Origin of the sequence: Paraburkholderia strydomiana, assembly GCF_046030495.1 — a bacterium.
Classification (GTDB): Bacteria; Pseudomonadota; Gammaproteobacteria; order Burkholderiales; family Burkholderiaceae; genus Paraburkholderia; species Paraburkholderia strydomiana_A.
Window position 1 is genome coordinate 17,923 of sequence record NZ_JAQQCJ010000040.1, and the last position, 20,835, is coordinate 38,757.

The following is a 20,835-nucleotide window of genomic DNA, read 5'->3' on the forward strand; positions in this document are numbered from 1 at the left end:
AATGCTAGTGACGGCAAATAACTTGCGCGTTACTCGGCAAAAGAGCCGCCGGCTGCTTCAATAGCAGCGCGCGCACCCTTCGTCGCACCCAGACCCTTCACAACGACCTTGCGCTTGAGCTCGCCCGTCGCAATGATCTTGGCGCTCCTGATCAGCTCGCCAACAAGGCCAGCCTGCTTCAGAGCCAGCAGATCGATTTCGTCGACCGGCAGCTTTTCCAGATCCGAGAGACGCACTTCACCGACGAATTCCTTCGTCAGCGAGGTGAAGCCACGCTTCGGCAGGCGACGTTGCAGCGGCATTTGACCGCCTTCGAAGCCAACCTTGTGAAAGCCGCCCGAACGCGACTTCTGACCCTTGTGACCACGGCCAGCGGTCTTGCCGAGGCCGGAGCCGATGCCGCGACCAACGCGACGCTTTGCGTGCTTCGCGCCTTCAGCCGGCTTCAGGTTATTCAATTCCATTATCAACTCCTTGAGTCCTGGTCAGCCGCTTAGCCGATGACCTTAACGAGGTACGAAACCTTGTTGATCATGCCGCGCACAGCCGGCGTGTCCTGCAACTCGCTAACCGAATTGAGTCGGCGCAGGCCCAAGCCACGCACCGTTGCACGATGCGTTTCACGGGTGCCGATCAGGCTCTTGACGAGCTGGACCTTGACAGTTTTATCAGACATGGTGTCCACCTTAGCCCAGAATATCTTCGACGGACTTGCCGCGCTTCGCCGCGATGTCACCCGGCGTCGACTGCTTGCGCAGGCCGTCGAGGGTTGCACGAACGAGGTTGTACGGGTTCGTCGAACCGTGGCTCTTGGCCACAACGTTCTGCACGCCCATCACGTCGAACACTGCGCGCATCGGACCACCAGCGATCACACCGGTACCGTCCTTCGCCGGAGCGAGGAGGACCATCGATGCGCCGTGCTTACCGTGCACTTCGTGTTGCAGGGTACCGTTCTTCAGCGGCACCTTGAACATGTTGCGGCGAGCCTGCTCCATCGCTTTCTGAACAGCGACCGGCACTTCCTTCGCCTTGCCCTTGCCCATACCGACGCGGCCATCACCGTCGCCGACCACGGTCAGTGCGGCGAAACCGAGAATCCGGCCACCCTTCACGACCTTGGTCACGCGGTTGACCGAAATCATTTTTTCACGAAGGCCGTCGTCGCGTTCGTCAGCCTGAACTTTCGCTTGCATCTTTGCCATGACGAATTCTTCCCTTAGAACTTGAGTCCGGCTTCGCGCGCCGCATCAGCCAGCGCTTTCACGCGGCCGTGGTAACGGAAACCCGAACGGTCGAAGGCGACGGATTCGATGCCGGCAGCCTTAGCCTTTTCTGCAATGCGCTTACCGATCAGGGTCGCTGCAGCGACGTTGCCGCCCTTGCCCGTCTGATCAGCCAATTGCGCACGCACTTCGGCTTCGAGCGTCGACGCGCTGGCGAGCACTTTGGTGCCGCACGGCGAGAACACTTGCGCATAGATGTGCGTGTTCGTGCGATGCACGGCGAGACGCGCGACCTGCAGCTCAGCGATCTTGATACGCGTCTGACGAGCGCGGCGCAGGCGAGATTGAGTCTTATCCATGATTGCGCACCCTTACTTCTTCTTCGTTTCTTTGAGGATCACAACCTCGTTGGCGTAACGCACACCCTTGCCCTTGTAGGGCTCCGGCGGGCGATAGCCGCGCACTTCTGCCGCGACCTGGCCAACTTGTTGCTTATTGATCCCCTTGATCACGATTTCGGTTTGCGTCGGGGTTTCAGCCTTGACGCCTTCCGGCATCTGGTGCACCACGGGGTGCGAGAAACCCAGCGACAGGTTCAGCTTGTCGCCTTGCGCTTGTGCGCGGTAACCGACGCCAACCAGCGTCAGCTTGCGCTCGAAACCCTTCGTCACGCCTTGCACCATGTTCGCAACCAGTGCGCGCATCGTGCCCGACATCGCATTCGCTTCGCGGCTTTCGCCAACCGGCTCGATCTTCAGCGTGCCGTTGTCGTTCACCACCTTCACAAGGCTGTTAGCAGCCTGCGAAATCGTACCCAGCGGGCCCTTGACGGTAATGCGTTCGTCGCTAAGGGCCACTTCTGCGCCTTGCAGCGCGATCGGGCTTTTACCTACTCGAGACATGTTTCTCTCCTTTCGGCCTTAAGCGACGTAGCAGATGACTTCGCCGCCAACGCCCGTTGCACGCGCCTTGCGGTCCGTCATCACGCCCTTCGGCGTCGACACGATTGCCACGCCGAGGCCATTCATGACCACGGGGATGTCGTTACGGCCGCGGTACACACGCAGACCAGGCTTCGAAACGCGTTCAATGCGCTCGATCACCGGACGGCCAGCGTAGTACTTCAACACGATGTTCAATTCAGACTTCGCACCTTCGGACTTCACTGCGAAATCATCGATATAGCCTTCGTCCTTAAGGACCTGCGCAATCGCAACCTTGACTTTCGACGAGGGCATAGTCACCGAGACTTTCTCAACCATCTGCGCATTGCGGATGCGAGTCAGCATATCGGCGATAGGATCACTCATGCTCATTTACGTTTCTCCTATTACCAGCTCGCCTTGGTCAGGCCAGGGATCTCGCCGCGGAACGCGATTTCACGAATCTTGTTACGCGCCAGCCCGAATTTACGGAACGTACCGCGCGGACGACCGGTAATGGCGCAACGATTGCGCTTACGGGTCGGGTTAGAGTTGCGCGGCAGTTGTTGCAGTTCCAGACGTGCTGCGTAATGCTCTTCGTCCGACTTGCTCATATCGCTAATGATCGCCTTCAACTCTGCACGCTTGGGAGCGTACTTAGCAGCGAGGCGAGCACGCTTCTTTTCACGTTCGATCAGTGCCAGTTTAGCCACGGTAACCTCAGTTTCTGAACGGGAACTTGAAGCTGGCGAGCAGAGCCTTTGCTTCGTCGTCGGTCTTCGCAGTCGTCGTGATGCTGATGTTCAGCCCACGCAATGCGTCGATCTTGTCGTAGTCGATTTCGGGGAAAATGATCTGCTCTTTCACACCGACGTTGTAGTTGCCGCGACCATCGAACGCACGACCCGACACGCCACGGAAGTCGCGCACACGCGGGAGCGCAACCGTCACGAAACGGTCCAGAAATTCGTACATTGCCTGACCACGCAACGTGACCATTGCACCGATCGGATAGCCCTGACGGATCTTGAAGCCAGCGATTGCCTTGCGTGCCTTCGTGATCACCGGCTTCTGGCCTGCGATCTTCGTCAGGTCGCCAACGGCGTTTTCGATGATCTTCTTGTCAGCAACCGCTTCGCCAAGGCCCATGTTCAGGGTGATCTTGGTGATGCGCGGCACTTCCATCACGGACTTGTAACCGAACTTCTCGATGAGGCCGGGTACAACCTTTTCTTTGTAAAACTCTTGCAAACGAGCCATTTTTTTACTCCGCAGCGTCAGGCGCTCAGCTCGGCACCGGTCGTCTTAAGGAAACGGACCTTCTTGTCTCCTTCGACCTTGATGCCTACACGCGACGCCTTGCCATTCGCGTCGACCAATGCGACGTTCGAAATTTGCAGCGGCATCGTCTTGGCTTCCACACCGCCCGTCGTACCCTTCATCGGGTTCGGCTTGACGTGTTTCTTGACGAGGTTGATACCCTCGACAACAACCTTGCCTTCGCCAACGGACAGCACGACGCCGCGCTTGCCTTTATCTTTGCCGGTGATGACGATAACTTCGTCACCTTTGCGAATCTTGTTCATCGCGACTCCTTACAGCACTTCAGGTGCCAGCGAAACGATCTTCATGAATCGTTCGCTGCGCAACTCGCGCGTGACAGGCCCGAAAATACGGGTGCCAATAGGTTCGAGCTTGGCATTCAACAACACAGCGGCATTGCCATCGAACTTGATCAGCGAGCCGTCCTGACGGCGCACGCCCTTGGCGGTGCGAACCACCACGGCGTTATAAATTTCGCCTTTCTTCACGCGCCCGCGCGGCGTTGCTTCTTTGACGGTCACCTTAATGATGTCGCCAATGCTGGCATAACGACGCTTCGAGCCGCCGAGCACCTTGATGCACATGACTTCACGCGCACCCGTGTTGTCGGCCACTTCAAGCCGAGTTTCGGTCTGGATCATGGTTTATCTTTCCCAACTTAATCCGGTCACACCACCATGGCGTACCCGGTCAGTCTTGGTCCCGTCAGCCAATCGGCTGCTTGGGTATGAACAGCAGCGACGGCAAACGAAACCCGCCATCGCAATCCGGTGAATCCTTCGGAACAGGCTGGCGCCCGAACCGCTTCCCCCACCAACTTCGCCCGCGACGGGGCTCCCATAAAAGAGGGAAGACCGAGATTATAACAAATAATCCCGGTCTTGCAAGCGAAACTTACTGCGATTTCAATTACTTCTACAACTTTGCGGCGTCAGATGACGCGAGCAGCCTCGACCAGGCGAGCCACAACCCAAGCTTTCGTCTTCGAAATCGGACGCGTTTCCTGGATTTCAACGAGGTCACCCTCGTTGTACGTGTTCGCATCGTCGTGCGCGTGATACTTCTTCGAACGCACAACGTACTTGCCGTAGATCGGGTGCTTCACGCGGTGCTCAACCAGCACGGTGACCGTCTTGTCCATCTTGTTGCTGACGACCTTGCCGACCAGCGTCCGCTTGAGCGAGGTTTTTACGCTATCGTTCATTTCTGGTTCGCCTTCTCAGTCAGGACGGTCCGCACACGTGCGATGTCGCGACGGACCTTCTTCAGCTGGCTCGTGTTCGTGAGCTGCTGTGTCGCGAGTTGCATGCGCAGGCCGAATTGCGCCTTCAACAGGTCCGACAGCTCCTTGTTGAGCGCGGCCTGATCTTTCTGGTGAAGTTCGGAAGCCTTCATCATTTGCTCCTTAGGCGCCGAGCTGACGCACGATAAACGTCGTCTTCAGCGGCAGCTTAGCTGCAGCCAGACGGAACGCTTCGCGTGCCAGCTCTTCGGTTACGCCGTCCATTTCGTACAGCATCTTGCCCGGTTGAATCTCTGCGACGTAGTACTCAGGGTTACCCTTACCGTTACCCATACGTACTTCAGCCGGCTTGTGCGAGATCGGCTTGTCCGGGAAGATGCGGATCCAGATGCGGCCGCCACGCTTGATGTGACGCGTCATTGCACGACGTGCCGCTTCAATCTGGCGCGCGGTCAAGCGACCACGACCGACAGCCTTCAGGCCGAACTCACCGAACGACACCGCGTTGCCGCGGGTAGCAATACCGGTGTTACGACCTTTCTGCTCTTTGCGATACTTTCTGCGTTTCGGTTGCAGCATCGTTATTCTCCAGTCTTCCCGTCGCCGCCGGCACCGCCAGCACGACGAGGAGCGCCACGGCGTGCACCTGCCGGGCCACCACCTTCACCATCGCGACGCGGACGGCGATCGCCACCCGGACGTGCGTTGCGGCGCGGACGCTTTTCTTCGGCGGCTTCTTCAACCACCGGAGCGTCGTTGCGGCCGAGCGTGTCGCCCTTGTACACCCAGACCTTCACGCCGATGATGCCGTACGTCGTCTTCGCTTCCGACGTCGCGTAGTCGATATCAGCACGCAGCGTATGAAGCGGCACGCGACCTTCGCGATACCATTCCGTACGAGCGATTTCGATACCGTTCAGACGGCCAGCGCTCATGATCTTGATGCCTTGAGCACCCAGACGCATTGCGTTTTGCATCGCACGTTTCATCGCGCGGCGGAACATGATCCGGCGCTCGAGCTGTTGCGTGATCGAATCAGCGATCAGTTGCGCATCAGTTTCCGGCTTGCGGATTTCTTCGATGTTGACGTGAACCGGAACGCCCATACGCTTTTGCAGCTCGGACTTCAGCAGTTCAATGTCTTCACCCTTCTTACCGATCACGACACCCGGACGCGAGCTGAAAATCGTGATACGTGCGTTCTTTGCGGGACGCTCGATCACAACGCGGCCGACGGACGCGTTCTTCAGCTTCTTCTTCAGGTATTCACGAACACCGATGTCTTCCTGCAGCATCGCCGCGAAATTGTTGTTGTTCGCGTACCAACGCGACGCCCAATTGCGGCTGACGGCCAAACGGAAGCCAGTCGGATGAATTTTCTGTCCCATCGTATGACCCCTTAATTCCCGACCGTCACAGTGATGTGACAGGATTGCTTCTCGATGCGGTTACCACGGCCTTTAGCGCGCGCGGTGAAACGCTTGAGCGATGCAGCCTTGTCGATGTAGATGCTCGTGATCTTGAGCTCATCGATATCGGCGCCTTCGTTATGCTCCGCATTCGCGATCGCCGACAGCACGACCTTTTTCACGATTCCCGCAGCCTTCTTCGGCGAGAACGTCAGAACGTTCAGCGCCTTGTCGACCGGCAAACCGCGGATCTGGTCAGCCACAAGGCGCGTTTTCTGCGCCGAGATGCGGGCACCGCGATGAATTGCTTTCACTTCCATCATGAGCCCCTTATTTCTTAGCCTTCTTGTCGGCTGCGTGACCCTTGAACGTACGGGTCAATGCAAACTCGCCAAGCTTGTGGCCGACCATGTTTTCCGAGATGTACACCGGAACGTGTTGACGGCCGTTGTGAACAGCGATCGTCAGACCGATGAAATCCGGGAGGATCGTCGAGCGACGCGACCAGGTTTTGATCGGCTTCTTATCCCGCGAAGCTGCTGCCGCCTCAACTTTCTTCAGCAAATGGGCGTCGCAGAACGGACCTTTTTTTACAGAACGTGCCATTGCCTACTCCTTAACGCTTGTGACGGCGCTGGACGATCATGCTCGTCGTGCGCTTGTTGCTGCGGGTGCGATAACCCTTAGCAGGCGTGCCCCACGGGCTCACCGGATCGCGACCTGCAGCCGTCTTGCCTTCACCACCACCGTGCGGGTGATCGACCGGGTTCATTGCAACGCCACGCACCGTCGGGCGGATACCGCGCCAGCGGTTCGCGCCAGCCTTACCGATTTGACGGAGGCTATGCTCTTCGTTGCCAACTTCACCAATCGTCGCGCGGCACTCAACGTGGACGCGGCGGATTTCACCCGAGCGCAGGCGGACCTGTGCGTAGATGCCCTCACGAGCCAGCAACATCGCCGACGTGCCAGCCGAACGCGCCATTTGCGCGCCCTTGCCCGGCAGCATTTCGATGCAGTGGATCGTCGTACCGACCGGAATGTTGCGGATCGGCAGCGTATTGCCTGCGCGGATCGGCGCTTCCGAACCCGACATCAGTTGCTGACCGACGGTGACACCCTTCGGAGCAATGATGTAACGGCGTTCGCCGTCTGCGTACAGAACCAGCGCGATGTTCGCGCTACGGTTCGGATCGTACTCGAGACGTTCGACCTTGGCCGGAATGCCATCCTTCGTGCGACGGAAATCGACGACACGATAGTGATGCTTATGACCACCACCCTTATGACGCGTGGTGATGTGGCCGTTGTTGTTACGGCCGGCGGTCGAGGATTGCGAGTCGAGCAGCGGTGCGTACGGCTTGCCCTTATGCAGATCCTTGTTGACCACCTTGACCATCGCACGGCGACCCGGCGAAGTCGGCTTAACTTTAACGATTGCCATGATTACTTGGCCTCCGCTTCAAAGTTGATTTCCTGGCCGGGCTTCAGGCAGACGTACGCCTTCTTCACGTCCTTGCGCTTGCCCATGAAGCGGCCAAAGCGCTTGGCTTTGCCCTTCGAGACCAGCACGTTGACGGAATTGACTTCCACCTTGAACAGCAGCTCGACTGCAGCTTTCACTTCCTGCTTCGTAGCATCGGGCGCGACTTCGAACACAACCTGCTCGTTCTTGTCGGCCACCAGCGTCGCCTTTTCGGAGATCACCGGCGCGAGCAGGACCTGCATCAAACGATGATCGTTCTTGCGAATCTCGCTCATGACAGCAACTCCTCGATCTGGGCGACCGCAGCCTTCGTGATCAGGATCTTCTTGAAATAGATCAGCGACAGCGGGTCGGCGTAACGCGGCTCGACAACTGCCACATGGGCGAGGTTGCGCGACGCGAGGTACAGGTTTTCGTCAACCGTGTCGGTAATCACCAGCACGGAGTCGAGACCCATCGCCTTGAATTTTTCGGCCAGCAGCTTCGTCTTCGGCGCTTCGAGCGTCAGCTCGTCGACCACCGAGATACGGCCTTCGCGGGCCAGCTGCGAGAAGATCGAGCAGAGACCTGCGCGATGCATCTTCTTGTTGACCTTGTGCGAAAAGTTTTCTTCCGGCGAGTTCGGGAAGATCCGGCCACCGCCGCGCCACAACGGGCTCGACGACATACCGGCACGGGCGCGGCCCGTACCCTTCTGGCGCCACGGCTTCTTGGTCGTGTGCTTGACTTGCTCACGATCCTTCTGCGCGCGGTTGCCGCTACGGGCATTCGCTTGATACGCCACCACCACCTGGTGAATCAGGGCTTCGTTGTAATCGCGGCCGAACACGACGTCCGACGCGCTAACGCCCGCACCTTCCTGACCATTGGCATTCAGGAGCTTAAGTTCCATTATTTCGCTCCTTTCACGGCACGCGTCTTCACGGCCGGCGTAACGAATACCTTGCCACCCTTCGCACCCGGAACGGCGCCCTTGACCAGCAACAGCTTGCGGTCAGCGTCGATACGAGCGATTTCGAGGTTTTGCACCGTTACCGTGTCGTCACCCATGTGACCGGTCATGCGCTTACCCGGGAAAACACGACCCGGATCCTGCGCCATACCGATCGAACCCGGCACGTTGTGCGAGCGCGAGTTACCGTGCGATGCACGGCCGGACGCGAAGTTGTAACGCTTGATGGTACCGGCGTAGCCCTTACCGATCGACACGCCTTGCACGTCGACCTTCTGGCCTACTTCGAACAGGTCGGGACCAACCACGGTGCCGTTCGACAACTCGGCAGCCTTGGCGGCATCGATCTGGAATTCTTTGAGGATTTCACCGGCTTGAACACCGGCTTTGGCGAGATGACCGGCCAACGGCTTCGTCACGCGCGATGCACGGCGCGTACCGAATGCAACCTGCACGGCCGTGTAGCCGTCGGTTTCAACAGTCTTGATCTGCGTCACGCGGTTGTCGGACACGTCCAGCACGGTAACGGGAATCGAATCCCCTTCTGCCGTGAAGATACGGGTCATGCCAACCTTGCGACCTACGAGTCCAAGGCTCATCGTTTTCTCCATTCCCGACTGCGATTGGTCGGGGCTAATTTACAAAATGCCGGTGCCGTTTCGGGCGTGAAATCACGCTGCAGCACACCGACTTTTTTGCGCAAATGCGCGAAAAGCCTTGCATTATAGCGAGGCTTTTCGTTTTCCGCAAGCAATCAATGACTTAGCGCTGTCCGGCACGCCGGACAAGCTCTGGAAGCCTTATTGCAGCTTGATTTCAACGTCCACGCCAGCCGGCAGATCGAGCTTCATCAATGCGTCAACGGTCTTGTCCGTCGGATCGACGATGTCCATCAGGCGTTGGTGCGTGCGGATTTCGAGCTGATCGCGCGACGTCTTGTTGACGTGCGGCGAACGCAGGATGTCGAAGCGTTGAATACGGGTCGGCAGGGGCACCGGGCCGCGAACGATTGCGCCAGTCCGCTTTGCCGTGTCGACAATTTCAGCTGCCGATTGATCGATCAGGCGATAGTCGAAAGCCTTCAGGCGAATGCGGATTTTCTGGTTCTGCATGACAATTCCTTGGAAAAGAGCGAGGCGGTATTGCGCCGCCAGATAGTAAAAGAACGTAGAGCCGGGCGCCCGCTTGGGGCCGGCGCCCGGCTCCGGGCACCACTTACTGCAAGTTCAATCCGCGATTTTACTCGAGAATCTTGGCAACCACACCAGCGCCGACCGTACGGCCGCCTTCGCGAATTGCGAAACGCAGACCTTCTTCCATCGCGATCGGGTTGATCAGCTTCACCGTGATCGACACGTTGTCGCCCGGCATGACCATTTCCTTGTCCTTCGGCAACTCGATCGAGCCCGTCACGTCCGTCGTACGGAAGTAGAACTGCGGGCGATAGTTGTTGAAGAACGGCGTGTGACGGCCACCTTCGTCCTTGCTCAGCACGTACACTTCAGCCGTGAAGTGCGTGTGCGGGTTGATCGAACCCGGCTTCGCCAGAACCTGGCCACGCTCCACGTCTTCACGCTTCGTGCCGCGCAGCAGGATACCAACGTTGTCGCCTGCCTGACCCTGGTCGAGCAGCTTGCGGAACATTTCCACGCCCGTGCAGGTCGTCTTCACCGTCGGCTTGATACCAACGATTTCGATTTCTTCGCCGACCTTCACGATGCCGCGCTCAACGCGACCCGTCACCACCGTGCCGCGACCCGAGATCGAGAACACGTCTTCCACCGGCATCAGGAACGCACCGTCAACTGCGCGCTCCGGCGTCGGGATGTACGTGTCCAGCGCATCGGCCAGGTTCATGATCGCCACTTCGCCCAGCTCGCCCTTGTCGCCTTCCAGCGCCAGCTTGGCCGAACCCTTGATGATCGGCGTGTCGTCGCCCGGGAAGTCGTACTTCGACAGAAGTTCGCGAACTTCCATCTCGACCAGCTCCAGCAGCTCAGCGTCGTCCACCATGTCGCACTTGTTCAGGAACACGATGATGTACGGAACGCCAACCTGACGCGCCAGCAGGATGTGCTCACGCGTTTGCGGCATCGGGCCGTCTGCAGCCGAGCACACCAGGATCGCGCCGTCCATCTGCGCTGCGCCCGTGATCATGTTCTTCACATAGTCAGCGTGGCCCGGGCAGTCGACGTGTGCGTAGTGGCGGTTAGCCGTTTCGTACTCGACGTGTGCCGTGTTGATCGTAATACCACGTGCCTTTTCTTCCGGCGCCGCGTCAATCTGGTCGTATGCCTTCGCTTCGCCGCCAAACTTCTGCGTCAGAACCGTCGTGATCGCTGCCGTCAGCGTGGTCTTGCCGTGGTCAACGTGACCGATCGTGCCGACGTTCACGTGCGGCTTGGTCCGTTCGAATTTACCTTTAGCCATGTTTCTCTTCTTTCAAAAAGTTAATCGTTAAATGACTTGCCGCGCGCTTACTTCGACTTCGCGTTGATGATCGCTTCCGACACGTTGCGCGGTGCTTCGGAATAGTGCTTGAACTCCATCGTGTACGTTGCACGACCTTGGGTCAGCGAACGCAGCGACGTCGAGTAGCCGAACATTTCCGACAGCGGGACTTCTGCGCGAACGATCTTGCCGCCGCCGACCATATCGTCCATACCCTGGACGATACCGCGACGACCCGACAGGTCGCCCATCACGTTGCCCATGTAGTCTTCCGGCGTTTCGACTTCGACGGCCATCATCGGTTCGAGGATGACCGGCTGAGCCTTGCGCATTGCTTCCTTGAACGCCATCGAACCGGCCATGCGGAACGCATTTTCGTTCGAGTCAACATCGTGGTACGAACCGAACGTCAGGTGAACCTTCACGTCAACGACCGGGAAGCCCGCCAGCACGCCTGCCTTCAGCGTTTCCTGGATACCCTTGTCGACTGCCGGGATGTATTCACGCGGAATCACACCGCCCTTGATCTCGTCCAGGAACTCGTAGCCCTTGCCCTGCTCGTTCGGCTCGAGCGTGATGACCGCGTGACCGTACTGGCCGCGACCACCCGACTGCTTGACGAACTTGCCGTCAACGTCTTCCGCCTTGCCGCGAATCGTTTCGCGGTAAGCAACCTGCGGCTTGCCGACGGTCGCTTCCACGCCGAATTCACGACGCATACGGTCAACCAGAATTTCCAGGTGGAGCTCGCCCATGCCCGAAATAATGGTTTGGCCCGATTCTTCATCCGTTTGAACGCGGAACGACGGATCTTCCTGAGCCAGACGGTTCAGTGCGAGACCCATCTTTTCCTGGTCCGGCTTCGTCTTCGGCTCAACAGCCTGCGAAATCACCGGCTCCGGGAAAATCATGCGCTCGAGCACGATCGGGCTTTGCGGATCGCACAGCGTGTCGCCGGTCGTCGCGTCCTTCAGGCCGACTGCTGCAGCGATGTCGCCCGCGCGGACTTCCTTGATTTCTTCGCGCTGGTTCGCGTGCATCTGCAGAATACGACCCAGACGTTCCTTCTTGTCCTTGGTCGCGTTCAGCACGGTGTCGCCCGAATTCACAATGCCCGAGTACACGCGGAAGAAGATCAACTGGCCGACGAACGGGTCGGTCATGATCTTGAATGCCAATGCCGAGAACTTCTCGTCGTCAGCAGCGCGGCGCTCACCTTGCTCGCCGTTCTCCAGCTCGCCGGTAACCGGCGGGATGTCGATCGGCGACGGCAGGAAGTCGAGCACGGCGTCCAGCATGCGTTGCACGCCCTTGTTCTTGAACGCGGTGCCGCACAGCATCGGCTGGATTTCGCAAGCGATCGTACGGTCGCGCAGACCCTTGATGATTTCCGCTTCAGAGAGCTCGCCCTCTTCCAGGTACTTGTTCATCAGGTCTTCGCTCGACTCGGCAGCCGCTTCGACCATCTTCTCGCGCCACTCGTTGCACGTGTCAGCCAGCTCTGCCGGGATGTCTTCGTAGGAGAACTTCGTGCCTTGCGACGCGTCGTCCCAAATGATCGCCTTCATCTTCAGCAGATCGACGACGCCCGTGAAGTTTTCTTCCGCGCCGATAGGCACCACGACCGGAACCGGGTTCGCCTTCAGACGCAGCTTGAGCTGGTCGTAGACCTTGAAGAAGTTCGCGCCGGTACGGTCCATCTTGTTGATGAACGCGAGACGGGGAACCTTGTACTTGTTAGCCTGACGCCACACGGTTTCCGACTGGGGCTGAACGCCGCCCACAGCGCAGTACACCATGCACGCGCCGTCGAGCACGCGCATCGAGCGCTCAACTTCAATCGTGAAGTCGACGTGGCCCGGGGTGTCGATGATGTTGATGCGGTGCTCAGCGCGGTCGCCGGCCATGCCTTTCCAGAACGCCGTGGTAGCAGCGGACGTGATCGTGATACCGCGTTCCTGCTCCTGCTCCATCCAGTCCATGGTGGCAGCGCCGTCGTGAACTTCACCAATCTTGTGGTTCACGCCGGTATAGAACAGGATGCGCTCGGTCGTCGTCGTTTTGCCGGCGTCGATGTGAGCGCTAATACCGATGTTACGGTAGCGCTCGATAGGTGTCTTGCGAGCCACTTTGATCCTCTATTGGGATGACGCGATGCGAGAAAATACCCATCGCGCTGTAACACAAACGGGCGAGGCGCTTTGTAAGCGCACCCGCCCGGAATTTCTTTCCGTTTTTCCGCTAAACCCGGGTTCGGGAAGCTTAGAAACGGAAGTGCGAGAACGCCTTGTTGGCTTCTGCCATCCGGTGAACTTCGTCGCGCTTCTTCATTGCGCCGCCACGGCCTTCGGCCGCTTCGGAGAGTTCACCTGCAAGACGCAGGGCCATCGACTTCTCGCTGCGCTTCTTCGCGGCTTCACGCAGCCAACGCATCGCCAATGCCATACGACGCGACGGGCGCACTTCGACCGGAACCTGATAGTTCGCTCCACCAACGCGGCGGCTCTTGACTTCGACCACCGGCTTGACGTTGTTGAGCGCTACCGTGAACACTTCCAGCGGGTCCTTGCCACCCTTGGTCTGGATCTGTTCGAAAGCGCCGTACACGATGCGTTCAGCAACCGACTTCTTGCCGGACAGCATCAGCACGTTCATGAACTTAGCTACATCAACGTTACCGAACTTCGGATCCGGCAACACTTCCCGCTTGGGGACTTCGCGACGACGCGGCATGTTTCTTCCTTTAACTTTTCAGTTGGAGCTACTCAGCCCCGCGGCCACCAACTAACCCGATTCATCTTCAAGACTTACCAGCCCGGTCGGGTGACCACTTACTCGACAGCACCGGCGATTCCGGCACCACCGCTATTACCGCCTTTGCAGGCGACCTGAAACTACTAAACCGGCCAGATTACTTGCCAGCCTTGGCACGCTTCGCACCGTACTTCGAGCGAGCCTGCTTACGATCCTTGACGCCCTGGGTATCCAGCGAGCCGCGAACCATGTGGTAACGCACACCCGGCAAGTCCTTGACACGGCCGCCGCGAATCAGCACGACCGAGTGTTCCTGCAGGTTGTGGCCTTCACCACCGATGTACGAAATGACTTCGAAGCCGTTCGTCAGACGAACCTTGGCAACCTTACGCAGTGCCGAGTTAGGCTTCTTCGGCGTCGTGGTGTACACACGAGTGCACACGCCACGACGCTGGGGGCAGTCCTGCAAAGCCGGGCTCTTGCTCTTCGTCGTTTCCGACGCGCGGCCTTTGCGAACCAGTTGATTGATGGTTGGCATTGTTTATTCCTGAAATTGAACAAAATCGACGCATCTGTTTCCGGGCAAAGCAGAAACGATTGCGCATCGAACTTCCGGACGGGCTGCCAGTGGGTGAATCGACTTCACGCGCAGGCATTCCAAGAACCGGAACCTAGCATAATATTCCGAAAATGCTAAGGGAGTCAACAGGTTGCGATGTTTCGCACCCCTGCCGACCTTCCCTGACACAGACGGAACGCTCAATCGGCGGCAACGACTTCCAGCAATTCGTCGCCGAAACGATCGAGTTTACGGGCGCCCATACCCGGAATGCCGCGCAAATCCTCAATGGAATCGGGGCCGTTGCGGGCAATTTCCGCCAGCGTTGCATCGTGGAAGATCACATAAGCCGGCACGCCGTCGCTCTTCGCCGTTTCGGTGCGCCACGTGCGCAAGCGCTCCCAGCGGGCGCGTTCGCGCGGCCCCATGCCGATCGTCGGATCGGCTCGCTCACTGGTGCGCCCGGACGACTGGCGCGTACGGGTCGGTTTCACGTAGCGGCGCATCGTCACGTTCTGCTCGCCCTTGAGCACCGGCTTGCTTGCCTCGGTCAGCACCAGCGAACCAAAACCTTCGTGATCGACCGTCAGATAGCCGAACGCCACCAGCTGGCGAAACACCGCGCGCCACTCCGGCTCGCCAAGCGCCGCGCCGATGCCGAACGTGGTGAGCTTTTCGTGGCCACGCTGCATGATCTTCTCGCTGCGATTGCCGCGCAGAATGTCGATCAGGTGCCCGGCGCCAAAATGGAACCCACTCGCGCGCTGCGCACGAAACACACAGGACAGCGCCATCTGCGCCTCGCGCGTCGCATCCCAGGTTGCGGGTGGTTCAAGACAGTTGTCGCAGTTGCCGCACGGCTTGCTGGTTTCGCCAAAGTAAGCGAGCAGCCGAACACGCCGGCAGGTCGCCGCCTCGCACAAACCGAGCAGCGCGTCGAGCTTGCCGGTTTGCACGCGCTTGTGGGCGTCGTCGGCATCGGACTCGTCGATCATCTTGCGTTGCTGTACGACGTCGCCCAGACCGTAGGCCATCCATGCGTTCGCCGGCATGCCGTCACGACCGGCCCGCCCGGTTTCCTGGTAATAGCCTTCGACACTCTTCGGCAAATCCAGGTGCGCCACGAACCGCACGTCCGGTTTGTCGATGCCCATGCCGAACGCGATTGTCGCGCACATCACGATGCCCTCCTCGCGCTGGAACATCTCCTGATGCTTCTGGCGAATCTCGAACTCCATGCCGGCGTGATACGGCAGCGCGCGCATGCCTTTTTCCTTCAACCACTCCGCCGTCTCCTCCACCTTGCGGCGCGACAGGCAATAGACCACACCGGCGTCGGTCGTGCCGTCCGGCTTTGAATGTTCGGCGCGGATGAAGTCCAGCAGTTGCGTGCGCGCATTGTCTTTTTCGACGATGCGGTAGCGGATGTTCGGCCGGTCGAAGCTCGACACGAAGATTCGCGCGTCATCGAGCGCCAGACGGTGGATGATTTCGTCGCGTGTGATCGCGTCCGCGGTCGCCGTGAGCGCGATGCGCGGCACGTTCGGGAAGCGTTCGTGCAGCACCGAGAGCTGAATATATTCGGGGCGGAAATCGTGCCCCCATTGCGATACGCAATGCGCTTCGTCGATGGCGAACAGACCGATGCGCGTGCGTTCCAGCAACTCCTGAAAACGCGGCGTCATCAGGCGTTCCGGCGCGACGTAAAGCAGATCGATCTCGCCCTCGCGCAACGCGCGCTCAGTGGCCATCGCCTCCGCGCTCGACAAAGTCGAGTTTAAATACGCGGCGCGCACGCCAACTTCAGTGAGCGCGGCCACCTGATCCTGCATCAGTGCAATCAGCGGCGACACGACGATGCCCGTGCCGAAGCCACCTTCGCGCCGCACCAACGACGGAATCTGATAGCACAGCGACTTGCCGCCGCCCGTGGGCATCAGCACGAGACAGTCGCCGCCGCCGGCGACGTGCTCGACAATTTCGCCCTGCTGCCCTCTGAACGCGGGATAACCGAAGACTTCGTTGAGGATTTCGAGCGGACGGGACATGAATTTGAGAGAAGCAGCAAAAAGCCGATGACACGAATTTTACCAACGCATTCGTGCTGCGCCCGCGCTTTGCGACAACGTTAGCCATCCGGCCTACGACTTCACAAAAGCGCACAAAAATGAGGCGCATAAAAAAAGCCGCTCAGTCGAAACTGAGCGGCTTCGCTGGCTAGAGCCCCAAGCGGCTTGCGCCGCCAGGACTTACTCGCCTGAGTGCTGCTGTTCGGCGGCCGGGGTTTCCGGCGTACCGAATTCGAACGACTCTTCCGCTGCGATCTGATCGAAACGCTCGCGGTCGGACAGTTCCTTGCTCTTGCGTGCCTTGTGGAACGCGAGACCCGTACCAGCCGGAATCAGGCGGCCAACGATCACGTTTTCCTTCAGACCACGCAGATCGTCGCGCTTGCCCATGATCGCCGCTTCGGTCAGCACGCGAGTCGTTTCCTGGAACGACGCCGCGGAGATGAACGAATCGGTCGACAGCGACGCCTTCGTGATACCGAGCAACACGTTTTCGTACGTTGCCGGACGCTTGTCTTCCGCGATCATACGGTCGTTTTCGTCGAGCATATCCGACCGCTCGACCTGTTCGCCCGGGATGAAACGCGTATCACCGTTGTCCGTAATCTGCACGCGGCGCAGCATCTGACGAACAATCACTTCGATGTGCTTGTCGTTGATCTTCACGCCTTGCAGACGGTACACGTCCTGCACTTCGTCCACGATGTAACGCGACAGCGCCTCGACGCCCTGCAAACGCAGGATGTCGTGCGGATCCGCCGGCCCGTCGACGATCATTTCGCCCTTGTTGACGACTTGACCATCGTGCACCAGAACCTGCTTTTCCTTCGCGATCAGGAACTCGTGCTGGTTGCCCTCGAGGTCCGTGATAACGAGACGCTGCTTGCCCTTCGTGTCCTTACCGAACGACGTCGTACCCGTGACTTCCGCCAGGATACCTGCGTCCTTCGGCGAACGTGCTTCGAACAGTTCCGCCACACGCGGCAGACCGCCGGTAATGTCACGCGTCTTCTGCGATTCGGTCGGGATACGTGCGAGCACTTCACCCACCTGCACTTGCTGACCGTCCTTCACGGTGATCAGAGCGCCGACCTGGAAACCGATCTGCACCGAGTGCTCGGTGTTCGGGATCTTGACTTCTTCGCCGCTCGCATCGAGCAGCTTGACCTGCGGACGCACCGTCTTCGACGCTTGCGAACCACGACGCTTCACGTCGATCACGACCAGCGTCGACAGACCGGTCACATCGTCGATCTGCTTCGCCACGGTCACGCCTTCTTCGACGTTTTCGAACTTCACCGTGCCACCGTACTCGGTGATGATCGGACGCGTCATCGGGTCCCATGTCGCCAGTTGCGTGCCGGCCTTGATCTGCGCGCCGTCCAGTTGCAACAGCGTCGCACCGTACGGCACCTTGTGACGTTCGCGCTCGCGACCGTGGTCGTCGGTGATCATCGCCTCGCCCGAACGCGAGATGACGATCTGCTCGCCCTTCGCGTTGGTGACGTAACGCATCGTCGCCGTGAAACGCACCGTACCGTTCGACTTCGCTTCAACCGACGAAGCCACCGCCGCGCGCGATGCCGCACCACCGATGTGGAACGTACGCATCGTGAGCTGCGTGCCCGGTTCACCGATCGACTGCGCAGCGATCACGCCGACTGCCTCACCGACGTTGACCGACGAGCCGCGGCCCAGGTCGCGGCCGTAGCAGGCTGCGCACAGACCGTAACGCGTTTCGCAAGTCAGCGGCGTACGCACGCGCACTTCGTCGATGCCGAGGCGTTCGATTTCTTCGACCGCGTCTTCGTCGAGCAGCGTGCCCGTTTCGTACAGCGTTTCCTGCGATTCCGGATTGACGACGTCAGCCACCGTCACGCGACCCAGGATACGGTCACGCAGCGCTTCGACGACTTCACCGCCTTCGACCAACGCCTTCATCGCGACGCCGTTGGACGTACCGCAATCGTCCTCGACCACCACGAGATCCTGCGTCACGTCGACGAGACGTCGCGTCAGGTAACCCGAGTTTGCCGTCTTCAGTGCCGTATCAGCCAAACCCTTACGTGCACCGTGGGTCGAGATGAAGTACTGCAACACGTTCAGGCCTTCACGGAAGTTCGCCGTGATCGGCGTCTCGATGATCGAGCCGTCCGGCTTCGCCATCAGGCCGCGCATGCCGGCCAGCTGACGAATCTGAACCGCGGAACCACGAGCACCCGAGTCCGCCATCATGTAGATGGAGTTGAACGATTCCTGACGCGTTTCGTTGCCGTCGCGATCCGTGACCGGTTCCGTCGACAGCTGTTCCATCATCGCCTTACCGACCGCTTCCGACGTTGCCGACCAGATGTCGACCACGTTGTTGTAGCGCTCTTGCGACGTGACGAGACCCGACATGTACTGACGGTCGTATTCCTTCACCTTCTTCGCGGCGTCGCCGACGATGGTTTCCTTCTGCGGCGGCACGAGCATGTCGTCGACGCAGATCGAGATACCAGCGCGCGTTGCCAGACGGAAACCCGACTGCATCAACTGGTCGGCGAAAATCACCGTTTCGCGCAGACCGCACTTGCGGAATGCGGTGTTGATCAGACGCGAGATTTCCTTCTTCTTCAGCGGCTTGTTCAGCACCGAGAATGGCAGGCCCGGCGGCAGAATTTCCGACAGGATCGAACGGCCGACGGTCGTCGCGTACAGCGTGATCTTCGGCACGAATGCCGGCGCACCTTCCGACTTGTCTTCGTTGTGGACCATTTCCGTGATCCGCACGTTGACGCGCGAGGCCAGCTCGACTTCCTTGTTCTCGTATGCACGCAGCGCTTCCGAGACGCCCGTGAACGTCAGGCCTTCGCCCTTGCCGTTCACTGCTTCGCGGGTCGCGTAGTACAGGCCGAGCACGATATCCTGCGACGGCACGATCGACGGATCGCCGTTGGCCGGGAACAGGACGTTGTTCGACGCCAGCATCAGCGTGCGCGCTTCCATCTGCGCTTCCAGCGACAGCGGCACGTGAACAGCCATCTGGTCACCGTCGAAGTCGGCGTTGAACGCCGCGCAAACGAGCGGGTGCAGCTGGATTGCCTTACCTTCGATCAGCACCGGCTCGAAAGCTTGAATACCAAGACGGTGCAGCGTCGGCGCACGGTTCAGCATGACCGGATGCTCACGGATCACCTCTTCCAGGATGTCCCACACCACCGGCGTCTGGTTCTCGACTTCCTTCTTCGCAGCCTTGATGGTGGTAGCGACACCCATCACTTCGAGCTTGTTGAAGATGAACGGCTTGAACAGTTCGAGCGCCATCAGCTTCGGCAGACCGCACTGATGCAGCTTGAGCGTCGGGCCGACCACGATCACCGAACGACCGGAGTAGTCGACGCGCTTACCGAGCAAGTTCTGACGGAAACGACCGCCCTTACCCTTGATCATGTCAGCGAGCGACTTCAGCGGACGCTTGTTCGCGCCGGTCATCGCCTTACCGCGACGGCCGTTGTCGAGCAGCGAATCGACGGCTTCCTGCAGCATCCGCTTTTCGTTGCGGACGATGATTTCAGGCGCCTTCAGTTCGAGCAGACGCTTCAACCGGTTGTTACGGTTGATCACGCGGCGATACAGGTCGTTCAGGTCCGACGTCGCGAAGCGGCCGCCGTCCAGCGGCACCAGCGGACGCAGTTCCGGCGGCAGCACCGGCAGCACTTCGAGCACCATCCAGTCAGGCTTGATGCCCGAACGCTGGAAAGCCTCGAGCACCTTCAGGCGCTTCGCGTACTTCTTGATCTTCGCTTCCGAACCCGTGTTCTTGAGTTCGGTACGGAGCATCTCGACCTGTTCGTCGATGTTGATCGCGCGCAGCAGCTCGCGAACGCCTTCCGCACCCATCTCGGCACGGAATTCGTCACCGTATTCTTCGACCTTGTTGTAGTAATCCTCTTCGGTCATGATCTGCCGCGCTTTCAGCGGCGTCATGCCCGGATCGATCACCACGTATGCTTCGAAGTACAGCACGCGTTCGATGTCGCGCAGCGTCATGTCGAGCACCATGCCCAGACGCGACGGCAGCGACTTCAGGAACCAGATGTGCGCAACCGGCGAGGCCAGTTCGATGTGGCCCATCCGTTCGCGACGCACCTTCGCCAGCGTCACTTCGACGCCGCACTTCTCGCAGATCACGCCACGGTGCTTCAGGCGCTTGTACTTACCGCAAAGGCATTCGTAGTCCTTGATCGGACCGAAAATCTTCGCGCAGAACAGACCATCGCGTTCCGGCTTGAACGTCCGGTAGTTGATGGTTTCCGGCTTCTTCACTTCACCGAACGACCACGAACGGATCTTGTCCGGCGAGGCCAGACCGATCTTGATCGCGTCAAAAACTTCAGGTTGTTGGACTTGCTTGAATAGATCGAGCAAAGCTTTCATCGCTTCTCTCCAGTAGTCCGA

At 59.3% G+C, this 20,835-nt stretch carries 27 protein-coding genes; all 27 read right to left on the reverse strand.

Annotated features, from left to right (window positions below; all coding sequences use genetic code 11):
* Positions 1–29: 29 nt before the first annotated feature.
* A complete protein-coding gene (gene rplO / locus PQQ53_RS33110) occupies positions 30–464 on the reverse strand; it encodes a 50S ribosomal protein L15 (protein ID WP_075303261.1) in 435 nt (144 codons plus the stop codon).
* 29 nt (positions 465–493) lie between these two features.
* Positions 494–676, reverse strand: a complete 183-nt coding sequence (gene rpmD / locus PQQ53_RS33115) for a 50S ribosomal protein L30 (protein WP_028199571.1) — start codon at positions 674–676, stop codon at positions 494–496.
* Positions 677–686: 10 nt separating this feature from the next.
* Positions 687–1,205 (reverse strand): 30S ribosomal protein S5, encoded by a 519-nt coding sequence (gene rpsE, locus PQQ53_RS33120; protein ID WP_006052219.1) that lies wholly within the window; start codon positions 1,203–1,205, stop codon positions 687–689.
* Positions 1,206–1,219: 14 nt separating this feature from the next.
* Complete coding sequence (gene rplR, locus PQQ53_RS33125; protein WP_006052218.1) at positions 1,220–1,585, reverse strand: 50S ribosomal protein L18; 366 nt, start codon at positions 1,583–1,585, stop codon at positions 1,220–1,222.
* Between the two features lie 12 nt (positions 1,586–1,597).
* A complete protein-coding gene (gene rplF, locus PQQ53_RS33130) occupies positions 1,598–2,128 on the reverse strand; it encodes a 50S ribosomal protein L6 (protein WP_408149856.1) in 531 nt (176 codons plus the stop codon).
* Between the two features lie 18 nt (positions 2,129–2,146).
* Positions 2,147–2,542, reverse strand: a complete 396-nt coding sequence (gene rpsH / locus PQQ53_RS33135) for a 30S ribosomal protein S8 (protein ID WP_006052216.1) — start codon at positions 2,540–2,542, stop codon at positions 2,147–2,149.
* A 14-nt stretch (positions 2,543–2,556) separates the two neighbouring features.
* Complete coding sequence (gene rpsN, locus PQQ53_RS33140; protein ID WP_013340737.1) at positions 2,557–2,862, reverse strand: 30S ribosomal protein S14; 306 nt, start codon at positions 2,860–2,862, stop codon at positions 2,557–2,559.
* Between the two features lie 7 nt (positions 2,863–2,869).
* Positions 2,870–3,409 (reverse strand): 50S ribosomal protein L5, encoded by a 540-nt coding sequence (rplE, locus tag PQQ53_RS33145; RefSeq protein WP_094778390.1) that lies wholly within the window; start codon positions 3,407–3,409, stop codon positions 2,870–2,872.
* A 17-nt stretch (positions 3,410–3,426) separates the two neighbouring features.
* Positions 3,427–3,735, reverse strand: coding sequence for a 50S ribosomal protein L24 (gene rplX, locus PQQ53_RS33150; protein ID WP_042329258.1), 309 nt, complete (start codon positions 3,733–3,735; stop codon positions 3,427–3,429).
* Positions 3,736–3,744: 9 nt separating this feature from the next.
* Positions 3,745–4,113, reverse strand: a complete 369-nt coding sequence (gene rplN, locus PQQ53_RS33155; protein WP_006052212.1) for a 50S ribosomal protein L14 — start codon at positions 4,111–4,113, stop codon at positions 3,745–3,747.
* A 290-nt stretch (positions 4,114–4,403) separates the two neighbouring features.
* Positions 4,404–4,676, reverse strand: a complete 273-nt coding sequence (rpsQ, locus tag PQQ53_RS33160; protein ID WP_007180129.1) for a 30S ribosomal protein S17 — start codon at positions 4,674–4,676, stop codon at positions 4,404–4,406.
* A complete protein-coding gene (gene rpmC / locus PQQ53_RS33165; protein ID WP_007180130.1) occupies positions 4,673–4,867 on the reverse strand; it encodes a 50S ribosomal protein L29 in 195 nt (64 codons plus the stop codon). Before rpmC ends, rpsQ begins: the two co-directional genes overlap by 4 nt.
* A 10-nt stretch (positions 4,868–4,877) precedes the next feature.
* Entirely contained in the window at positions 4,878–5,294 is a 417-nt protein-coding gene (gene rplP / locus PQQ53_RS33170) for a 50S ribosomal protein L16 (RefSeq protein ID WP_042329259.1), read from the reverse strand.
* 2 nt (positions 5,295–5,296) lie between these two features.
* Positions 5,297–6,103 carry a 30S ribosomal protein S3 gene (rpsC, locus tag PQQ53_RS33175; protein ID WP_408149852.1) on the reverse strand — a complete coding sequence of 269 codons (807 nt, stop codon included), beginning with the start codon at positions 6,101–6,103 and terminating at the stop codon, positions 5,297–5,299.
* 11 nt (positions 6,104–6,114) lie between these two features.
* Positions 6,115–6,447: a 50S ribosomal protein L22 gene (gene rplV / locus PQQ53_RS33180; protein ID WP_007180133.1), complete on the reverse strand. Its 333-nt coding sequence runs from the start codon at positions 6,445–6,447 to the stop codon at positions 6,115–6,117.
* A gap of 7 nt (positions 6,448–6,454) precedes the next feature.
* Positions 6,455–6,730: a 30S ribosomal protein S19 gene (gene rpsS / locus PQQ53_RS33185; RefSeq protein ID WP_004199273.1), complete on the reverse strand. Its 276-nt coding sequence runs from the start codon at positions 6,728–6,730 to the stop codon at positions 6,455–6,457.
* Positions 6,731–6,740: 10 nt separating this feature from the next.
* Positions 6,741–7,568: a 50S ribosomal protein L2 gene (gene rplB, locus PQQ53_RS33190; RefSeq protein ID WP_408149849.1), complete on the reverse strand. Its 828-nt coding sequence runs from the start codon at positions 7,566–7,568 to the stop codon at positions 6,741–6,743.
* A gap of 2 nt (positions 7,569–7,570) precedes the next feature.
* Entirely contained in the window at positions 7,571–7,885 is a 315-nt protein-coding gene (gene rplW, locus PQQ53_RS33195; RefSeq protein WP_007180135.1) for a 50S ribosomal protein L23, read from the reverse strand.
* The gene (gene rplD / locus PQQ53_RS33200) at positions 7,882–8,502 is read right to left on the reverse strand and encodes a 50S ribosomal protein L4 (RefSeq protein WP_007180136.1); all 621 of its coding nucleotides are present in this window, start codon (positions 8,500–8,502) and stop codon (positions 7,882–7,884) included. Before rplD ends, rplW begins: the two co-directional genes overlap by 4 nt.
* Complete coding sequence (rplC, locus tag PQQ53_RS33205; RefSeq protein WP_007180137.1) at positions 8,502–9,161, reverse strand: 50S ribosomal protein L3; 660 nt, start codon at positions 9,159–9,161, stop codon at positions 8,502–8,504. Before rplC ends, rplD begins: the two co-directional genes overlap by 1 nt.
* A gap of 201 nt (positions 9,162–9,362) precedes the next feature.
* The gene (gene rpsJ, locus PQQ53_RS33210; RefSeq protein ID WP_006998489.1) at positions 9,363–9,674 is read right to left on the reverse strand and encodes a 30S ribosomal protein S10; all 312 of its coding nucleotides are present in this window, start codon (positions 9,672–9,674) and stop codon (positions 9,363–9,365) included.
* A 127-nt stretch (positions 9,675–9,801) separates the two neighbouring features.
* Complete coding sequence (tuf, locus tag PQQ53_RS33215) at positions 9,802–10,992, reverse strand: elongation factor Tu (protein WP_105511076.1); 1,191 nt, start codon at positions 10,990–10,992, stop codon at positions 9,802–9,804.
* Positions 10,993–11,039: 47 nt separating this feature from the next.
* A complete protein-coding gene (gene fusA, locus PQQ53_RS33220) occupies positions 11,040–13,142 on the reverse strand; it encodes an elongation factor G (protein WP_175164670.1) in 2,103 nt (700 codons plus the stop codon).
* A gap of 133 nt (positions 13,143–13,275) precedes the next feature.
* Entirely contained in the window at positions 13,276–13,746 is a 471-nt protein-coding gene (gene rpsG / locus PQQ53_RS33225) for a 30S ribosomal protein S7 (RefSeq protein WP_006053291.1), read from the reverse strand.
* Positions 13,747–13,924: 178 nt separating this feature from the next.
* Entirely contained in the window at positions 13,925–14,305 is a 381-nt protein-coding gene (rpsL, locus tag PQQ53_RS33230) for a 30S ribosomal protein S12 (protein WP_006998493.1), read from the reverse strand.
* Between the two features lie 221 nt (positions 14,306–14,526).
* Complete coding sequence (recQ, locus tag PQQ53_RS33235) at positions 14,527–16,374, reverse strand: DNA helicase RecQ (protein WP_408155319.1); 1,848 nt, start codon at positions 16,372–16,374, stop codon at positions 14,527–14,529.
* 201 nt (positions 16,375–16,575) lie between these two features.
* Entirely contained in the window at positions 16,576–20,814 is a 4,239-nt protein-coding gene (rpoC, locus tag PQQ53_RS33240; RefSeq protein ID WP_408149844.1) for a DNA-directed RNA polymerase subunit beta', read from the reverse strand.
* Positions 20,815–20,835 lie beyond the last annotated feature (21 nt).

Excerpts from the sequence above, each read along its gene's own strand:
- rplN (WP_006052212.1), bottom strand. The coding sequence starts at position 4,113 with ATGATCCAGACCGAAACTCGGCTTGAAGTGGCCGACAACACGGGTGCG.
- rpmD (WP_028199571.1), bottom strand. The coding sequence starts at position 676 with ATGTCTGATAAAACTGTCAAGGTCCAGCTCGTCAAGAGCCTGATCGGC.
- rpsG (WP_006053291.1), bottom strand. The coding sequence starts at position 13,746 with ATGCCGCGTCGTCGCGAAGTCCCCAAGCGGGAAGTGTTGCCGGATCCG.
- rplB (WP_408149849.1), bottom strand. The coding sequence starts at position 7,568 with ATGGCAATCGTTAAAGTTAAGCCGACTTCGCCGGGTCGCCGTGCGATG.
- rpoC (WP_408149844.1), bottom strand. The coding sequence starts at position 20,814 with ATGAAAGCTTTGCTCGATCTATTCAAGCAAGTCCAACAACCTGAAGTT.
- rpsC (WP_408149852.1), bottom strand. The coding sequence starts at position 6,103 with ATGGGACAGAAAATTCATCCGACTGGCTTCCGTTTGGCCGTCAGCCGC.
- rplV (WP_007180133.1), bottom strand. The coding sequence starts at position 6,447 with ATGATGGAAGTGAAAGCAATTCATCGCGGTGCCCGCATCTCGGCGCAG.
- rplO (WP_075303261.1), bottom strand. The coding sequence starts at position 464 with ATGGAATTGAATAACCTGAAGCCGGCTGAAGGCGCGAAGCACGCAAAG.
- rpsQ (WP_007180129.1), bottom strand. The coding sequence starts at position 4,676 with ATGAACGATAGCGTAAAAACCTCGCTCAAGCGGACGCTGGTCGGCAAG.
- rplP (WP_042329259.1), bottom strand. The coding sequence starts at position 5,294 with ATGCTGCAACCGAAACGCAGAAAGTATCGCAAAGAGCAGAAAGGTCGT.
- rplC (WP_007180137.1), bottom strand. The coding sequence starts at position 9,161 with ATGAGCCTTGGACTCGTAGGTCGCAAGGTTGGCATGACCCGTATCTTC.
- rplX (WP_042329258.1), bottom strand. The coding sequence starts at position 3,735 with ATGAACAAGATTCGCAAAGGTGACGAAGTTATCGTCATCACCGGCAAA.
- rplE (WP_094778390.1), bottom strand. The coding sequence starts at position 3,409 with ATGGCTCGTTTGCAAGAGTTTTACAAAGAAAAGGTTGTACCCGGCCTC.
- tuf (WP_105511076.1), bottom strand. The coding sequence starts at position 10,992 with ATGGCTAAAGGTAAATTCGAACGGACCAAGCCGCACGTGAACGTCGGC.
- rplR (WP_006052218.1), bottom strand. The coding sequence starts at position 1,585 with ATGGATAAGACTCAATCTCGCCTGCGCCGCGCTCGTCAGACGCGTATC.
- rpsH (WP_006052216.1), bottom strand. The coding sequence starts at position 2,542 with ATGAGCATGAGTGATCCTATCGCCGATATGCTGACTCGCATCCGCAAT.
- rpsJ (WP_006998489.1), bottom strand. The coding sequence starts at position 9,674 with ATGCAGAACCAGAAAATCCGCATTCGCCTGAAGGCTTTCGACTATCGC.
- rpmC (WP_007180130.1), bottom strand. The coding sequence starts at position 4,867 with ATGAAGGCTTCCGAACTTCACCAGAAAGATCAGGCCGCGCTCAACAAG.
- rpsS (WP_004199273.1), bottom strand. The coding sequence starts at position 6,730 with ATGGCACGTTCTGTAAAAAAAGGTCCGTTCTGCGACGCCCATTTGCTG.
- rplW (WP_007180135.1), bottom strand. The coding sequence starts at position 7,885 with ATGAGCGAGATTCGCAAGAACGATCATCGTTTGATGCAGGTCCTGCTC.
- rpsL (WP_006998493.1), bottom strand. The coding sequence starts at position 14,305 with ATGCCAACCATCAATCAACTGGTTCGCAAAGGCCGCGCGTCGGAAACG.
- rplF (WP_408149856.1), bottom strand. The coding sequence starts at position 2,128 with ATGTCTCGAGTAGGTAAAAGCCCGATCGCGCTGCAAGGCGCAGAAGTG.
- rplD (WP_007180136.1), bottom strand. The coding sequence starts at position 8,502 with ATGGAACTTAAGCTCCTGAATGCCAATGGTCAGGAAGGTGCGGGCGTT.
- rpsE (WP_006052219.1), bottom strand. The coding sequence starts at position 1,205 with ATGGCAAAGATGCAAGCGAAAGTTCAGGCTGACGAACGCGACGACGGC.
- recQ (WP_408155319.1), bottom strand. The coding sequence starts at position 16,374 with ATGTCCCGTCCGCTCGAAATCCTCAACGAAGTCTTCGGTTATCCCGCG.